14 protein-coding genes are annotated in these 16,460 nt (G+C 62.7%); 12 read left to right on the top strand and 2 right to left on the bottom strand.

Annotated elements, in window-relative coordinates; translation table 11 throughout:
• Window positions 1-304: 304 nt before the first annotated feature.
• Window positions 305-1,288, bottom strand: coding sequence for an ATP-grasp fold amidoligase family protein (locus MESCI_RS26820; protein WP_164745800.1), 984 nt, complete (start codon window positions 1,286-1,288; stop codon window positions 305-307).
• Window positions 1,289-2,002: 714 nt separating this feature from the next.
• Between MESCI_RS26820 and MESCI_RS26815 the strand changes: the two genes are divergently transcribed.
• On the top strand, window positions 2,003-3,754 hold the full coding sequence (locus MESCI_RS26815) for a type I secretion system permease/ATPase (RefSeq protein ID WP_063167497.1): 1,752 nt from the start codon (window positions 2,003-2,005) through the stop codon (window positions 3,752-3,754).
• Complete coding sequence (locus MESCI_RS26810) at window positions 3,747-5,123, top strand: HlyD family type I secretion periplasmic adaptor subunit (RefSeq protein ID WP_013533102.1); 1,377 nt, start codon at window positions 3,747-3,749, stop codon at window positions 5,121-5,123. The genes MESCI_RS26815 and MESCI_RS26810 overlap by 8 nt, the downstream gene beginning before the upstream one ends.
• Window positions 5,124-5,298: 175 nt before the next feature.
• On the opposite strand, the gene MESCI_RS26805 is transcribed toward MESCI_RS26810, so the two are convergent.
• Window positions 5,299-6,249 carry a LysR family transcriptional regulator gene (locus tag MESCI_RS26805; RefSeq protein ID WP_013533101.1) on the bottom strand — a complete coding sequence of 317 codons (951 nt, stop codon included), beginning with the start codon at window positions 6,247-6,249 and terminating at the stop codon, window positions 5,299-5,301.
• Between the two features lie 93 nt (window positions 6,250-6,342).
• Between MESCI_RS26805 and MESCI_RS26800 the strand changes: the two genes are divergently transcribed.
• From MESCI_RS26800 to MESCI_RS26755, 10 genes are all read left to right on the top strand, one after another.
• Entirely contained in the window at window positions 6,343-7,248 is a 906-nt protein-coding gene (locus MESCI_RS26800) for a dioxygenase family protein (protein ID WP_013533100.1), read from the top strand.
• A gap of 3 nt (window positions 7,249-7,251) precedes the next feature.
• Window positions 7,252-8,211 carry a VOC family protein gene (locus MESCI_RS26795; protein WP_013533099.1) on the top strand — a complete coding sequence of 320 codons (960 nt, stop codon included), beginning with the start codon at window positions 7,252-7,254 and terminating at the stop codon, window positions 8,209-8,211.
• Complete coding sequence (locus MESCI_RS26790; RefSeq protein ID WP_013533098.1) at window positions 8,208-8,867, top strand: alpha/beta hydrolase; 660 nt, start codon at window positions 8,208-8,210, stop codon at window positions 8,865-8,867. Before MESCI_RS26795 ends, MESCI_RS26790 begins: the two co-directional genes overlap by 4 nt.
• Window positions 8,864-9,928, top strand: coding sequence for a maleylacetate reductase (locus MESCI_RS26785; RefSeq protein WP_013533097.1), 1,065 nt, complete (start codon window positions 8,864-8,866; stop codon window positions 9,926-9,928). Before MESCI_RS26790 ends, MESCI_RS26785 begins: the two co-directional genes overlap by 4 nt.
• Window positions 9,929-9,955: 27 nt before the next feature.
• Window positions 9,956-11,230, top strand: coding sequence for an ABC transporter substrate-binding protein (locus tag MESCI_RS26780; RefSeq protein ID WP_013533096.1), 1,275 nt, complete (start codon window positions 9,956-9,958; stop codon window positions 11,228-11,230).
• 59 nt (window positions 11,231-11,289) lie between these two features.
• Window positions 11,290-12,006 (top strand): ABC transporter ATP-binding protein, encoded by a 717-nt coding sequence (locus MESCI_RS26775; RefSeq protein ID WP_013533095.1) that lies wholly within the window; start codon window positions 11,290-11,292, stop codon window positions 12,004-12,006.
• A complete protein-coding gene (locus MESCI_RS26770) occupies window positions 12,006-12,707 on the top strand; it encodes an ABC transporter ATP-binding protein (RefSeq protein WP_013533094.1) in 702 nt (233 codons plus the stop codon). Before MESCI_RS26775 ends, MESCI_RS26770 begins: the two co-directional genes overlap by 1 nt.
• 67 nt (window positions 12,708-12,774) lie before the next feature.
• Window positions 12,775-13,638 (top strand): branched-chain amino acid ABC transporter permease, encoded by an 864-nt coding sequence (locus tag MESCI_RS26765; RefSeq protein ID WP_013533093.1) that lies wholly within the window; start codon window positions 12,775-12,777, stop codon window positions 13,636-13,638.
• Window positions 13,639-13,648: 10 nt separating this feature from the next.
• Window positions 13,649-14,698 carry a branched-chain amino acid ABC transporter permease gene (locus tag MESCI_RS26760; protein ID WP_013533092.1) on the top strand — a complete coding sequence of 350 codons (1,050 nt, stop codon included), beginning with the start codon at window positions 13,649-13,651 and terminating at the stop codon, window positions 14,696-14,698.
• Window positions 14,698-16,452 (top strand): FAD-dependent oxidoreductase, encoded by a 1,755-nt coding sequence (locus MESCI_RS26755; protein WP_013533091.1) that lies wholly within the window; start codon window positions 14,698-14,700, stop codon window positions 16,450-16,452. The genes MESCI_RS26760 and MESCI_RS26755 overlap by 1 nt, the downstream gene beginning before the upstream one ends.
• Window positions 16,453-16,460: the final 8 nt, after the last annotated feature.

The raw sequence follows: 16,460 nt of genomic DNA, 5'->3' as shown, positions 1-16,460 counted from the left end.
GTTATGCCCCACGTCTGCTTAGTTGACGGCGCATATTAGGCCCAAATCAAATACGACACCCGCTGGATAGAATCTTTGATCGCCGACAGGATTGCTGCATAGCAGGAGATGTTCCGCTTCGGGTCAACCGAAGTCTTTTAAAACAGTGCCGCAACAACAACATAAGCCCCTCTCATCCGGCTCATTGTTGAGCCGCGTGATTGGGAAATATCCGCCTTTCCCGACCGGGTTATCCCCAACTAGGGGAAAGCCAATTGGGGTGCCTCGGCACATGAACCGAGGCTTGCGCTGACGCGCTCGCGGCTCACCCGCCAACTTGACGGTCGAAAGATCGTGCCGCTTGCGGCGTGAAGCGGCCACCTATCGCTGCTTTAGGAGCACTTTCTGCTTTGATCCTATTTAAAAAATCGATGGCCCAACTCTCGTTTGAAATATGATCCGATCCAGCGCATGGAGAAAAAGTCATCTCTCCAAAATATATGTCACCATTAATGCTGTACAAATCGACCCTGACAAACTCAACATCCCTAGATATCGTTTCCGCGATCTCGATCATTTTTTCGAGATTTTCCGGCCTTTCTACGTTTTCTGGTAGGTCATAACCATACATGACATCAATCTGCTTAAAATCCGGAAGAGAAAAGACAGCCCTTTTATGATCAACAAATCTACCGACGTCGACCTGAAGATAAATTGCCTTGCCGCGAACGCAAAAGAATTTGTAGTCACTTAATTCGCCGCCAGTAGAAATGTTGTCTTCGACAATTAATTTCTTTTCCATTTTATAATATTGTGTCTCTCGTCCAATATTAAAGTACGATCTCTTAGAGAAATTTAAGAATTCCTCTAGAGTTTTCCTATTGAGCGGTTTGTCGAGGAATATAATTTTTCCAGAGGAATGGGTCGGCTTCATCACGAAATGACGTCCGAGGAAAGGCTGGATCCAAAGTAAAATGTCATCTGCCGTCGTATTTCTATCTATCTTGAATACAGAGATCGTCTTTGGGATTTTAAGGCCTGCGATTCCACTAGCTATGTATTTAGCATAATGCTTATCAACGCAAATCTTCTCCAGGTATCCCCATCTATTTCGTATCATTCTGTCAAATATAAAATCATTTATCGTAGCCGATTGACTGGAAACCCGTCTTGGGAACCTATTGTTCCCGTTAAAGAATCCCGCTGCTGCTATGGGGTAGTTCAGAACGTAGAAATTCGGGGTTATCAAGCTGACCCTATATATCGTTTCCCAGACAGCTCTTCTTAATTTCCGATACTTCTTTTCCACGCAACACCCCACTACGCGGATAACGCACCGGCTAACGCGGCGTCCGCTCTGATAACGACGATGGCGAAGGCGCGATCCGCCTCCTTGGGCAGGTTGGCAGCCGTCACAGATGGGGCCGGTCGAACCCGTCGGCCAGCGCCCCGAGGTGAACGAGCCCTCCAGTCGCCATCCCTGCGCATGCGTTAAACCACAATACGTCAGGCTCGATCACCGTCCTCCTCCGTTTGAATGACGATCCGGCGTGCCGGCCTGACGGTCGTCAATTTGCCGCCTCTGAAAGTCTGGGAGACTGATGGTCTGCTCGAGTGATTGGTGTATCGGGACGAGATCAAATACAGAATACAGAACGACAAAAGGTTTGATTGATCTAAGTTGTTGCTCCGCATCAGGTATTTTGTGTCAACGACCGTGGCGTCTTTGAAAGTGTGTGGAAGCAAGGACATAAGCCCCTTTTGCGTGTTCCATTCTGGACTGCGTTACTAGCGTGAATTGCCGTTTTTTGGGGGAGTTATCCCCAGCCTGTGCACGCTGCGGGTCGCGTTTCGTTGGTCCTGCGCCACGAATCCGCTGCATTTTCCTCAAAGTCGACGTATGTAAGCAGAGCGTAATAAGGGGGGCGACGGATAGCGGCTGCTATGCGCACCAAGAAAGGTTTGAGCCATCACAATTTACGGAAGTAACGGCGCGGCAGTGTCGCGCGAACGACCGCTGGTCATGAAAACATCGGGGGCCGGTTCTCCCGAGCTGCGTTCCGCCATTCTCGCCTGCATGCCTGGGCTGCTTGGCGTGGCGCTGTTCTCGGCAGTGATAAACATTCTCGCCCTGACCGGTTCGGTCTATATGTTGCAGATCTACGATCGCGTTCTGCCGTCGCAGAGCGTTCCAACCCTGGTGGGGTTCACGATCGGCATGCTGGGCTTGTATGCGGTCTACGGGCTCCTGGATTTCGTGCGGCTTCGCGTGCTGGTCCGCATCGGCAGTCTTCTCTATAGAAATTTGCAGCAAAAGGTGTTCTCCATCTCCCTGTCCTTGCCGCTCAAGGCAGGACGTGATGCGGGCCGCTTGCAGCCTTTGCACGATCTTGACCGACTGCGCGGCTTTCTTTCCGGAACGGGACCGACGGTCATCTTCGACGCTCCGTGGATCCCTTTTTATCTGGTGATCATTTATTTGCTCCATCCTTTGCTCGGCTTGTTGGCAACCGTCGGCGCGATCGCCGTGGTCCTCCTCACGGCGGTTGCGGAAGTCTTTAGCCGTGGTCCGGCCGCGCGCGCCTCCGAAGACTTGTCGTCGCAACGGGCGCTTGCCGACTCCGCCCGGCGCAACGCCGAGGTTGTTCATGCAATGGGGCTTTCTGGTCGACTGGCTCGACGCTGGAGCGACGTCAGCCGTGCATATCTTGGTCAGCAGGAGCGCCTCTCGGATGTCGTCGGTGGCGCCAGTTCCTTCTCGAAGGCGCTTCGCATGGGTCTGCAATCCGGCGTTCTGGGGCTCGGTGCCTACCTGGTCATCGGCGGTGAAGCTTCTCCTGGGGTGATTATCGCATCTTCCATATTGCTCGGCCGGGCCTTGGCCCCAGTTGACGCGGCGATTGCAAACTGGAGAGGTTTTCTATCGACCCGGCGCAGCTATAGCGAGCTGGCAGCTGTCATGGCTGCATTTGGCAGTCAGGACGATCCGATGGAATTGCCTCGTCCACAGGCACGATTTGCCGTCGAGCAACTGACAGTCGCGCCGCCCGGCCTGACAAGACCGACCGTTGTAAATGTAAGCTTCCACCTGTCGAGGGGGGCTGGAATGGCCGTCGTCGGCCCGAGCGGCTCCGGCAAGACGACGCTGGCCCGTTCGTTGGTCGGGGTGTGGAAGCCGCTCCATGGCTCGGTGAGATTGGACGGCGCCTCTCTCGATCAATGGAACTCGGAACATCTCGGCGCCCATATCGGCTACATGCCGCAGGATGTGGAGTTGTTTGACGGCACGGTAGCAGACAACATTTCGAGGTTCCGAGGCAAGACGGATCCAAAAGGCGTCCTTGCGGCGGCAAGAGCCGCCGGCGTCGAGAAAATGATCATGCAACTCCCTCAGGGATTTCAGACCCGCATCGGGGAGGGGGGAGCAGCCCTGTCGGCAGGGCAGAGGCAACTCGTGGGTCTCGCCCGAGCACTTTATGGCGAGCCGTTCCTTGTCGTGCTCGACGAACCGAACTCGAACCTCGACGTGGATGGGGACGCTGCCCTGGCCGGCGCCATACGGGCAGTGCGTCAGCGCGGGGGCATCGTCATTGTCGTTGCGCATCGTCCCTCGGCACTCGCCAACATCGATCAGGTGCTGGTTATGTCGAACGGGACGGTTCATGCCTTTGGCTCGCGCGAGGAGGTCTTGGCGAACGTGCTCCGACCTTCACCGCCTGTTTCACCTCGGCCATCTTCTTTGGCGCCGATACCGGGGGTTGCCGGGCATGCATGAGGCTCTGCTCGAAACATTCGTCACCTTCTCGTCCTATGCCCGGACCCTTCGTGGCAGCAAAGGACCTGCCGTGAGCTCGCCAGATCTGCCGGACGGTATACGGGCCAACCTGATATTCGGCTTGGTGATTACAGGTCTGCTGGTCCTCGGCGGCGGCCTGTGGCTGGGATTGACCAAGATCGCCGGCGCCGTGGTTGCACCGGCCACCGTGGTGGTAGAAAGCAACGTCAAGAAGGTCCAGCATCAAACCGGAGGAACAGTGGGCGGGATCTTCGCGCAGGACGGAGATCATGTGCGAGCCGGCGACGTGCTGGTCAGGCTGGATGACACGCTGACACGCGCGAACCTGCAAATCATCAGCGAGGATCTCGATCGCGCGACCGTTCGCCTCGCCCGGCTGGAGGCCGAGCGCACGGGCTTGGCGGAAATGCAGCTGCCGGTCGGCCTGAAAGCGCGAATGAACCAACCGGAGCTGGCTGCGCTCGTCAACGGCGAACGCGCTCTCTTTGAAACGCGCTCTTCGGCTTTGGCTGGACAGAAGGCACAGCTGAGAAGCCAATCCCAGCAACTTGAACGTCAGATCGACGGTCTTAAAGCGCAACAGAGCGCGGTGGATGAATCGGTTGCCCTGCTGAGCAAGGATTTCGCCGACGTTGATTCCCTCTACGCCAAAAAACTCGTCTCCAAGGAGAGGGTAAGCAACATCAAGTTGGATGCCACCCGGGCCAGGGGAGAATCGGGTCGCCTCGCTGCAGCAGTAGCGGAAGCCCAGGCGCGCATCAGCGAAACGGGGTTGCAGATGCTGCAGCTGGATGACCAAAGGCGCACCGACGTGACGACCGAACTCCGCGAGACGGAAGCCAAGCAGACCGAACTCAACGAACGGAGGATTGTGGCGCAGGATGAACTGACCAAGACAACGATCCGCGCGCCACAGTCCGGAACGATACAGGAATCGGCTGTCCATACCGTCGGCGGCGTTATCGCGCCTGGCGAGATGCTTATGACCATCGTACCTGATACCGACGATCTTGTGGTGGACGCGCTGATCCCTCCGTCGCGGGTCGACGATGTCCGGCCTGGGCAGCCGGTGTCGATCCGTTTTCCGGCGTTCGACGTGGGAACCACTCCGGTCTGCCAAGGGTCAGTGAAACACATCTCGGCAGATCTGATTAAAGACCCGCAACGTCAGCTTTCCTATTTTTCGGCGCGTATCAAGGTTGAAAGCAAATCGAGCTGCCTGACCGAAGCGAAGGTGCTGAGGCCAGGTATGCCCGCCGAGGTTCATATCCGCACCGACGAACGCAATGTCTGGTCTTATCTGTTGAAACCCTTTGCGGATCAGATGTCCAAAGCGTTTACGCAGTGATGGCGAGGTGGAGGAGGGCGTGACCAATAGGATATCGGGATTTCTGGCGGCCCGACGGCTTTTGGGGGCGGGCGGCCGTCGAGCCTAACCGGCGACGCGGGGATGAAGCGCCTCCGGCTGGAGGAAACATGCGCGTTGTGTGACGCTACCGCATCATTCGAATAGCGAGGCTGGTTTACCGTCCCCAGACAACGGCATTCTCATGCCGTTTGATGATGTGCTTCAGGTTTTCGAAGGCGGTCGTGACGTGGCCGGCGAAGCGCTCTGCCGCCGGTGAGCGTGGTCCGCTGACCCGGCGAAGGATACCGAGTGAGCGGCTGGGCTGCGGGATTTCGTAGGGCAGCACCGTAACCCGGCTCTCCTTGCGCTGCGCGAAGACCACGGAGAATGGCAGCACGGCCAACGCATCGGTTTCGGCAAGGAAGTTGATCACGCTCATCAGCGAGCCTCCCGAATAGCGGATGTTCAGGTCCGACATGCCGATGCTCATCAGGATCATCTGCAGGTCCGACATCAGCGGAGAGCCGGGCAGGGGAGCCACCCAGGGAAAGCTGGTCAGGTCATGCGCCCTGAGGCGGCGATTTCGCAGCAGGGGATGATCGGGCCGGCAAGCCACGACATTGCGTCCGGGCAGGATTTCGGTGAATTCGAAGCCGGGACCAAGGTCGAGCACGCCGATCGGCACGATGCCGAGGTCGATCTGGTTGCTGTCCAGTGCCGCGACCATCTCGGGCAGGTTCATATAGCTCTGCTGAACGGTGACCTCGGGTTCGAGCTTCTGGAACTCTCCGATCATCCGGCTGATCATCGCGTCCATGAAGAACGGCACGCCGCCGACACGCACGACGCCCTTCGTTCCTTTCATGAAACCCTGCACCGCATCCGACGCCTTGCGGGACGCGGTGATGATCGTGCGGCCCTGCGCCGCCAGCTGGAAGCCGAGCGGCGTCGCCTGCAGCGGCCGGCGGCCCTTGAGGAACAGCGGCTCACCCACCCGCGCCTCCAGCATGGCCAGTGATCGGCTGACCGCCGGCTGGGTCAAGCCCAGCATGGCGGCTCCTTCCGACACGCCGCCGGCATCCAGCACCGCGGCGAGCTGCATGAGGTGGCGCTCGTTCAGCTTCATAGCAAAACGCTATACAAGGGACGTCACATCTCATCAAGCATCGCGTCGGGCCGTGCTATCCCGCTTGGCAAGGGGAAGGGAGGCCCCGGCGGAATGCACGGCCAGCACGACCCGAAGCGGGATGAGTCCCCCAAGGCGATATCGACGCAGGCCGAGGAATTCTCGCGGCGCCTGACGGCAATGGGCCAGTCCCGCCTGGCGGCGGCGGCGCAGGCAGCCGTGGATGGTTTGCACGCGCTGATCGTGGAGTTGCGGCCCTCCGGCGAGGAATTCCGCCAGGCGATCGATTTTCTGACCGAGGTTGGCCACTACGCCGATGCGCGGCGCCAGGAATGGGTGCTGTTCGCCGACGTCCTGGGCGTGTCTTCGCTGATCGAGGATCAGAACAGCCCGCGCCCCGCCGGAGCGACACCAAACACCCTGGCCGGGCCCTTCTACCGGGCCGACGTGCCGGAGATGCCACCCGGCGCGAACATCTCGCGCGATCACAAGGGCGAGCCGCTGGAGGTCGCGGGCCGCATCGTCGCGCTCGACGGCGCGGGGGTCAGCGATGCGACGGTCGAGATCTGGCAGGCCAATGCCGAGGGTCTCTACGAGAACCAGGAACCCGACCGGCAGCCGGAATTCAATCTGCGCGGACGCTTCCGTACCGATCCGCAGGGACGGTTCCGCTTCACGACGGTGAAGCCGAAGGGCTATACGCTGCCGTCGGACGGACCGGTCGGTCAATTGATGTCAGCGCTCGGCCTTGGCCTCGAGCGGCCGGCCCATATCCATTTTCGCGTCTCGGCGGAGGACTTCGAGACGCTGACGACCCACATCTTCGACCGGTCGGACCCTGCGATCGGCCGGGATGCCATCTTCGGGGTCAAACCCGAACTCATGGCCGAGTTCCGCGCGCTGCCGCCCAATGGAGGAAAACGCAAGCACGCGCTCGACCTCAACCTCGTGCTCTGCCCGCAGCGGCGGAGCGATACCGAAACCTCTGGGAGGAGATGACCGATGGCACGTATCAGCGGCTACCACCATTTGACGCTCTCGACCGACAGCGCTCAGGAAGATTTTGATTTCTATACCAAGGCGCTCGGCCTGCATTCGGTGAAGCGCACCGTCTTGTTCGACGGCGTCATCCCGGTCTACCACCTCTATTACGGCTCGCCCAATGGCGATGCGTCGACGATCATCACCACCTTCCCGTTCCGCAAGCCGGGCGTCTATGGCCGCCGCGGGTCCAATCAGTCGCGCACCATCATGCAGTCGATCCCCAGGGGCGCCGCGGATTTCTGGGTCGACCGGTTGAATGCGCGCGGCATCGAGGCCATCAAGATCACCCGTTTTGGCGCCGACCGTGCGGCTTTCGCACATCCCTGCGGCATCCCGCATGAGCTGGTGGAAAGCGACAGGGATCCCCGCGCGCCCATCACCAACGAGGCGCAGGGCATCGGCAAGGCCCACGGCATCAAGGGAATCTACGGCGCCGTGGTGGCGGTGATGGACCGCACCGCCATGGACGACTTCCTGACCATCGCATTGCCGATGGAGAAAGAGGCCGACGACCACGAGGGGCTCGTGTTCCGCGTGCCGGATGCGGCCGGCGTCGCACAGCGCGTGGAGGTCATTGTCGACCGCGACAGCCCGCAGGGCACCTGGACTCTGGCGGGAGGCACGATCCACCACCTCGCCCTCAACACCGGCGACGAAGAGAACCAGTTGAAGCTGCGCGCTCATATCGAGGGCCTCGGCTTCACGGACATATCGGAGCAGAAGGACCGCAACTACTTCAAGTCCTGTTATGTCCGCTCGCCCGGCGGCGCGCTGTTCGAAATTGCCTGGACCACGCCGGAAGGCTGGGCCAAGGACGAGCCTCCGGGCCAGATCGGCAAGACGCTGGTCTTCCCGCCTTGGTTCAAGGACCGCGAGAGCGAATTGCAGGCCGGCCTGGAACAGGCGGATTTCGCGTGAGTTCAGGCAGCGGTCCGCTCCGGCTTGGGCCAAGAGGCCCGGAGGCTAAGGCGATTTGCGTCTTCGTCCACGGCCGCGGCCAATCGCCCGAAGAGATGCAGTCCCATGTGCTGTCGCGGCTTTCCGCGTCGGCCGTGGCCTTCATCCTGCCGCGCGCGCCGCACGGCATGTGGTGGGAGGCGCGTGCCGTCGACCCGTTGACGTCGGTCGCCCGCGCGCAGCTCTCTGACGCGCTCGACCACCTTGCGGCCGCAATGGTTGCGGCGCGTGCCGAACTGCCCGGACTGCCGCTGCTTCTCGCGGGCTTCTCGCAAGGGGCGTGTCTCTCGATCGAATATCTCTGTGCGGGGCTGCCGCCGCCGGACGCTTTGGCGGCCTTCACGGGCTGCCGTGTCGGCGTTCCGGCGGACGAAAGATCCGAGGCGGCGCCGGCCGGAATGCCGATTTATCTTTCCGGTGGTGATGCCGATCCGTGGATACCGGTCTCGGCGTTTGCCGATGCCGCGCAATCGCTGGGCCGGATTGGCGCGAGCCTGCGGGCCGATCTGTTCCCGGGCCGCGGCCATGAGGTCTCGGACGCCGAGATTGCCATGCTGGGCACTATCCTCGACGACCTCGCGGCCGGGCGTGGCCCGCGCATGGAGGCGGCGCGATGATGGACAGCTTCACCTTTCCGGGCCTGACGACACGGGTGGTCTTCGGTGCCGGCACCATGGCTCGCGTCGAGGAGGAAGTCCGGCGGCTCGGCCATGAAAAGGTGATGGTGCTTTCGACGCCGCATCAGAAGGGCGATGCGGAAAGGCTGGCCGCAAGCCTTGGTGGCCTCGCCGCCGGGATCTTTGCCGGCGCGGTCATGCATACCCCTGTCGAGGTCACGGAAAAGGCCATCGATACCTTCCGCGGCAGTGGCGCTTCGGCGGTCGTCAGCCTCGGCGGCGGCTCGACCACTGGGCTCGGCAAGGCCATTGCCGTGCGCACGGGCGCCGACCAGGTGGTCATTCCCACCACCTATGCCGGCTCGGAAATGACCGACATACTCGGCGAGACGGCAGCCGGCGAGAAGACCACCCGCCGCTCGCCGGACATTCGCCCAGAGACGGTGATCTACGACGTCGATCTGACACTGAGCTTGCCGGTAAATCTCACCGTAACCTCGGCGATGAACGCGATCGCTCATGCGATGGAAGCCTTGTATGCCCCCGATCGCAATCCGGTCATCGTGCTGATGTGCAGGGATGCCATGGTTGCCTTCCGGGAAGGCATTCCAAGGTTGATCGGCAATCCGCAGGATCGCGCGGCCCGGACGCAGGCGCTCTATGCGGCGTGGTGCTGCTCGACCGCACTCGGCTATGTCTCGATGGCGCTGCATCACAAGCTGGCGCACGTCTTCGGCGGCTCGTTCGACACGCCGCACGCCGAAACCCACGCCATCCTGCTGCCCTACACGACCGCCTTCAACGAAGCGGCGGTGCCCGATCTGCTGCGCCCGATCGCTGAGGCATTCGGTGGTGGTTCGGCGGGCGGCGGGCTCTGGGATTTCGCACAGTCGGTCGGCTCTCCGCTGAGCCTGAAGGCGATCGGCATCGAGGAGGCCGATCTCGACCGCGCGGCGGCAATCGCGGTGAAGAATGCCTATGCGAATCCAAGGCCGATTGATCCGGGATCGATAAGGGAACTCCTTCAGGCGGCGTGGGAGGGACGCCGTCCGGGGGACTGAGAACAAAACAAGAGGGAGGAACCAAACATGATCACAAGACGCAGCCTACTGAAAGCCTCGGCGGCGACAGGCCTGGCGCTCGCCGGTTCGCGCCTGGCGACGCCGGCCATCGCGCAAGGCGCCAAGATCCGCCTGGGCTATGTTTCGCCGCAGACGGGGCCGCTCGCCGGCTTCGCGGAAAGCGATGACTACAACATCAAGGCCTTCCTCGCTTCCGAGGCGGGCAAGAACTTCGAGGTCATCGTCAAGGACAGCCAGTCGAACCCCAATCGCGCGGCCGAGGTGGCCAAGAGCCTGATCGTCGATGACGAGATCAACCTGATGCTCGTCGGCTCGACGCCCGAGAACACCAATCCGGTGGCCACCACCTGCGAGGCGGAGGGCGTGCCGGTGATCTCGACGATGGCGCCGTGGCAGCCCTGGTTCATCGGCCAGCAGGGCAATCCGGCCGATCCGTCCTCGTGGAAGCCTTTCAACTTTGCCTATCATTATTTCTGGGGTCTCGAAGACATCATCGCCGTCTACACCGGTATGTGGAAGCAGCTTTCCACCAACGGCAAGGTGGGCGGGCTGTTCCCCAACGATGCCGACGGCAATGCCTGGGGTGATCCGAAGAACGGCTTGAAGCCGGGCCTCGATGCCGCCGGTTTCAGCCTTGCCGATCCCGGCCGCTATCAGAACCTGTCGGACGATTTCACCGCGCAGGTCAACGCCTTCAAGGCGGCCAATGCCGAGATCGTCACCGGTGTGGTCATTCCGCCGGACTTCACCACCTTCTGGAACCAGGCCCGCCAGCAGGGCTTCAAGCCCAAGGCGATAACGGTGGCCAAAGCGATCCTCTTTCCGCAATCGGTCGAGACGCTGGGCGATGCTGGCCACAACCTCTCATCCGAGGTCTGGTGGTCGGCCTCGCATCCGTTCAAATCGTCCGTGACGGGCGAGAGCTCGGCGGAAATCGCGGCGGATTTCACCGCCAAGACCGGGCGTCCCTGGACGCAGCCGATCGGTTTTGTCCATTCGCTGTTCGAGGTGGCGGCCAATGTCATGGGGCGCGTTTCGGATCCGACCAATGCCGAGGCGATCGCGGCGGCCATAGCCGCCACCGACATGACGACGGTGGTGGGGAAAGTGGCATGGAGCGGTGCGGGACTGCCGCCTTTCGCCGCGAAGAACGTCTGCAAGACGCCGCTCGTTGGCGGCCAGTGGCGGAAGAAGGCCGGTGGCGGGTTCGATCTGGTGATCGTCGAGAACGCCGGCGCTACCGAGATTCCCACCGCTGGCAAGATGGAAGCCCTGGCCTGACGCTGCCGGGGGCGGCTGATACCGCCGCCCTCGTTCGGCGCGACCCAAGGATGACTGTGATGATACTCAGGCTGGAAAACGTTTCGAAGTCCTTCGGCGCCCTGAAGGTTGCGGATTCCGTGACCGTCAGCGTGCCGCGCGGCGAAGCGCTGGGCATTATCGGCCCGAACGGCGCGGGAAAATCGACGCTCTTCAACCTGATCACCGGCAATCTGTTTGCAAATGAGGGTCGCATCGAATTCCTCGGCCGCGACGTGACCCGCGCTCCGGCCATGGAGCGGGTGCGCATGGGCGTCGGCCGCAGCTTCCAGATTCCGCAGCCTTTCGAGGGGCTGACCGTGTTCGAAAATCTCTTGACCGCCGCCGCCTTCGGCCGCGGCGGACGCGAGGCCGAGATGGTCGAGGATTGCGCTGGTATCCTCGAGGCGACGGAGCTTCTCAGGAAAGCCAATTTCGTGGCCGGCTCGTTGAGCCTTCTCGACCGCAAGCGCCTGGAACTCGCCCGCGCCTTGGCGACAGGCCCCGAACTTCTGCTTCTGGACGAGATCGCGGGCGGTCTGACGGAGGGCGAATGCAAGGCCCTGGTCGCGACGATCAGAGCCATCCACGCGAGGGGGACCACCATCATCTGGATCGAGCATGTGCTGCATGCCCTGAATTCGGTGGTCGAGCGGCTCCTCGTGCTGAATTTCGGGCGCGTGATCGGGATCGGCGCGCCTGATGAGATCATGGCCTCGAAGGCGGTTCGCGAAATCTATCTGGGGCTCGAGGTCTGATGCTGGAAACGCGCGGCCTCACCGCGGATTACGGCCAGTTCCGGGCGCTGTTCGGTGTGGATATCACCGTGGCCGCGGGCGAATGCGTGGCGATCATCGGCGCCAACGGCGCCGGCAAATCCACGCTGATGCGCTCGATCACCGGCGTGATCGGCAACGCGCCCGGCATGGTGCTGCACAGGGACGAGCCGATCGGCGCGCTGTCTTCGGCCGAGATCATGAAGCGCGGCATCGCCATGGTGCCGGAGGGGCGCCGGCTGTTCCCTTCGCTGACCGTCGAGGAAAACCTGCTGGTCGGCGGGCAGGCGCGTAAGGTGCAGGGGCCGTGGAGCCTCGACGCGGTCCATGACCTTTTCCCGATCTTGGGCGAGCGGCGCAAGAGCCCCGGTACCGCGCTCTCGGGTGGCCAGCAGCAGATGGTGGCGATCGGCCGGGCGCTGATGTCGAACCCCGAATTGCTGCTTTGCGACGAGATCAGCCTTGGCCTCGCGCCCGTCGTTATCCGCGATATCTACGCAGCACTTCCCAGGATCCGCCAAGGCGGCGCCGCGATCGTGCTGGTGGAGCAAGATATCGGCAAGGCGCTGGCAGTGGCCGACCGCGTCTACTGCATGATGGAGGGTCGCGTCACGCTGGCCGCCAGGGCGGCCGAGGTCACGCGCGAAGATATCCACTCTGCCTATTTCGGAGTGGCGGCATGACGCGGGAACCAAGGCTCGGTCGTCTGCTCGCACAGCACCCTTGTGGCCTGATCGAGGTGGCGCGGCGATGATCTGGCTGGACACCCTCGTGCAAGGGATTCTGCTGGGCGGGCTCTATGCCCTGTTTGCAGCAGGGTTGAGCCTCGTCTTCGGCATCATGCGGCTGGTGAACCTAGCCCATGGCGACCTCATCATTCTTGCCGCTTATCTGGTTTTGATGGGCGTCACGCTGCTCGGCTTGTCGCCCTGGATCGCTGCCCTGATTGCCATGCCCGTGATGTTCGGGCTCGGCTGGCTGCTGCAGGCCGCCGTCCTGAACCGCGTGCTGGGCAAGGACATCCTGCCGCCGCTTCTGGTCACGTTCGGCCTGTCGGTCGCCTTGCAGAACGGCCTGCTCGAGGCCTTCTCCGCCGACAGCCGCCGCATTCCGGTGGGCGCGTTGGAAGGGGCATCGCTCGATCTAGGGCTGGTCACGGTTGGGATCATGCCGTTGATGACCTTTGCCTCGGCGATCGTGACGATCATTGCGCTCAACGCGCTCTTTTACCACACCGCCCTCGGCCGTGCCTTCCGCGCCACCTCGGACGACGCCGTGACGGCGGGGCTGATGGGAATAGAGCCGAAACGGATTTTCGCGATCGCCACCGGGATCGCCATGGTCGTGGTGACGCTGGCGGCGCTCTATCTCGGCATGCGCGCGAACTTCGATCCTTCGATCGGACCGGCGCGGCTGATCTATGCCTTCGAGGCGGTGATCATCGGCGGCCTCGGCAGCCTGTGGGGAACGCTTGCCGGCGGGATCATCATCGGCGTGGCGCAAACGTTTGGCGCCGCGCTCAATCCGGAATGGCAGATACTGGCCGGCCACATCGCCTTCCTGGCCGTGATGCTGCTCAGGCCGCGCGGACTTTTTCCGCGCGCAGTGGATTGAGGGGGGCGGCATGTATCGACTGACAACCCGCACCCGCGCCGGAACCGTGACCGCGATCATTGTGCCGCTCTTCCTCGTCGCCGCGCTCGCGCTGCCTGCCGTGGCCTCGCGTGGTGTCATACAGGATCTGTTCTTCATCCTCACCATGCTGACGCTGGCGCAGATCTGGAACCTGCTGGCGGGCTATGGCGGCCTGGTCTCGGTGGGCCAGCAGGCTTTCGTCGGCATCGGCGCCTACGCGATGTTCGCCGGCGTGATCCTGCTCGGCTGGAATCCGGTCCTGGCGATCCCGCTGGGCGCCCTTGCGGCGCTGGTGCTGGCAGTTCCGACGGCCTTTTTCGCGTTCCGCTTGCAGGGCGCGTATTTCGCCATCGGCACCTGGGTGATCGCCGAAGTGACGCGCCTGCTGGTTGCGCAGTGGAAGGCACTTGGCGGCGGCACCGGCACGTCGCTGCCGCGCGAGGCGACGAGCAGCATCCTGGGCACCGATGCGGTCCGGGCGCTGTTCGGCGTCCGCGAGGCCGCGGCACGCGATATCATGGCCTACTGGCTGGCTTTGGTGCTGGTCGTGGCCGTGACGGGCGGGATCTACTGGCTGCTGCGCAGCCGCCTCGGGCTGGCGCTGGCGGCCGTGCGCGACAATGTCGACGCGGCGCAATCGGTGGGCGTCGATACCGCCCGGCTCAGATGGGCGGTCTTTCTGATCGCCGCGGCCGCCACCGGGCTGACCGGCGCGCTGATTTTCCTGCAGACGGCCCGCATCTCGCCGAGCGCGGCCTTTGCCGTCACCGACTGGACCGCCAACGTCATCTTCATTGTCGTCATCGGCGGCATCGGCACCATCGAGGGGCCGATCCTCGGTGTGCTGGTCTTCTTTGCGCTGCGCTCGGCGCTGGCCGACTACGGCAGTTGGTACTTGATGACGCTCGGCCTCATCGCCGTTGTCGTGATGCTTTTTGCGCCAAAGGGGCTGTGGGGCCTGATCGCGTCCCGCAAGGGCCTGCACCTGTTTCCGGTCCGCCGCAGGCTGACCGGTCCGAAGATCGAGGGAGGAATTTGATGGCGGATATCGAAACCGACGTGCTGATCGTCGGCACTGGCCCGGCCGGCTCGGCCACCGCCGCGCTGCTGTCGAGCTACGGCGTGGCCAACATGATCGTCAATCGCTATCGCTGGTTGTCGAACACGCCGCGTGCCCACATCACCAACCAGCGCACCATGGAAGTGCTGCGCGACCTCGGTCCGGATGTCGAGGCAGAGGCCATGATGCACGCCTCGCCGCAGGAACTGATGGGCGAGAACGTGTTCTGCGAAAGCCTGGCCGGCGAGGAGATCGGCCGCATGAAGAGCTGGGGTACAGCGCCGCTCTCCAAGGCCGAACATCTGCTGTCGTCTCCCTGTTTCATGAACGATCTGCCCCAGACCTTCATGGAGCCGATCCTGTTCAAGTCGGCCTGCGCCCGCGGGACGCAGGCACGCATGAGCACGGAATATGTCGGCCATGTCCAGGATGAGGACGGCGTGACCACGACCTGCCGCGATCGGCTGTCGGGTAAGGATTTCACCGTGCGGTCGAAGTTCCTCGTCGGTGCCGACGGCGGCAACTCGCTGGTGGCCGAGCATCTGGGCCTGCCGCTCGACGGGAAGATGGGCGTCGGCGGCTCGATGAACATCCTGTTCAGGGCCGATCTGTCGAAATACGTCGCGCACCGGCCGAGCGTCCTCTACTGGGTCATGCAGCCCGGCGCCGACGTCGGCGGCATCGGCATGGGTCTGGTTCGCATGGTGCGGCCGTGGGACGAGTGGCTGATCGTCTGGGGCTACGACATCAACCAGCCGCCGCCGGAGGTAACGCCGGAACTGGCCACCGAGGTCGCGCGTCAATTGGTCGGAGATCCCGCGCTCGAGATCAAGCTCCTGGGCGCCAACACCTGGACGGTGAACAACTGCTTCGCCACGCACATGCAGAAGGGGCGGGTGTTCATCATGGGCGACGCCGCGCACCGGCATCCGCCCTCGAACGGGCTCGGCTCGAACACATCGATCCAGGATGGGTTCAATCTGGCCTGGAAGCTTGCCAAGGTCGTCAAGGGGCAGGCGGCCATCGGGCTTCTGGATAGCTACTCTGCCGAGCGCGCGCCGATCGCGCGCCAGATCGTGACGCGGGCGAACCAGTCCATCGCCGAATTCGGACCGATCTTCGAGGCGCTCGGCATGGATGGCGGCGTCGATCACGACAAGATCCAGAGGAACATGGAGGCCCGCGCCGACGCGACGCCCGCCGCCGAAGCGCAGCGCGAGGCGCTCCGCAAGGCTATCGCCTTCAAGAAGTACGAGTTCGACGCCCATGGCGTCGAGATGAACCAGCGCTATGCGTCCGGCGCGGTGGTGACCGACGGCCAGCGCGAGCCGGCATTCGAGAAGGATCGCGAGCTGCACTATGCGCCAACGACGTGGCCGGGCGCGCGCTTGCCGCATGTCTGGGTGTTCGAGCGCTCGGGCAGGAAGGTCTCGACGCTCGATCTTTGCGGGCATGGCGAGTTCACGCTTTTGACCGGTATTGGCGGCGAGGCGTGGGTCGCCGCGGCGGAGACGGTGGGCGCGGAGCTCGGTCTGCCGATCCGCAGCCATGTGATCGGCCCGCGCCGCACGATCGAGGATCATACCGGCGACTGGGCCGGCGCGCGGGAGATCCGCGACACCGGCTGCCTGGTCGTCCGTCCCGACCACCACGTCGCCTGGCGTTCCGAAACGCTCGCGGCCGATCCGGCGGCCGAACTGCGCCGGGTCTTCAAATCCGTTCTGGCGCGCTGAGGAGTATC

It is taken from the genome of Mesorhizobium ciceri biovar biserrulae WSM1271 (assembly GCF_000185905.1).
Classification (GTDB): domain Bacteria; phylum Pseudomonadota; class Alphaproteobacteria; order Rhizobiales; family Rhizobiaceae; genus Mesorhizobium; species Mesorhizobium ciceri.
The sequence above is the reverse complement of the archived record's forward strand: the minus strand, read 5'-3'. Positions and strand labels throughout refer to the sequence as shown.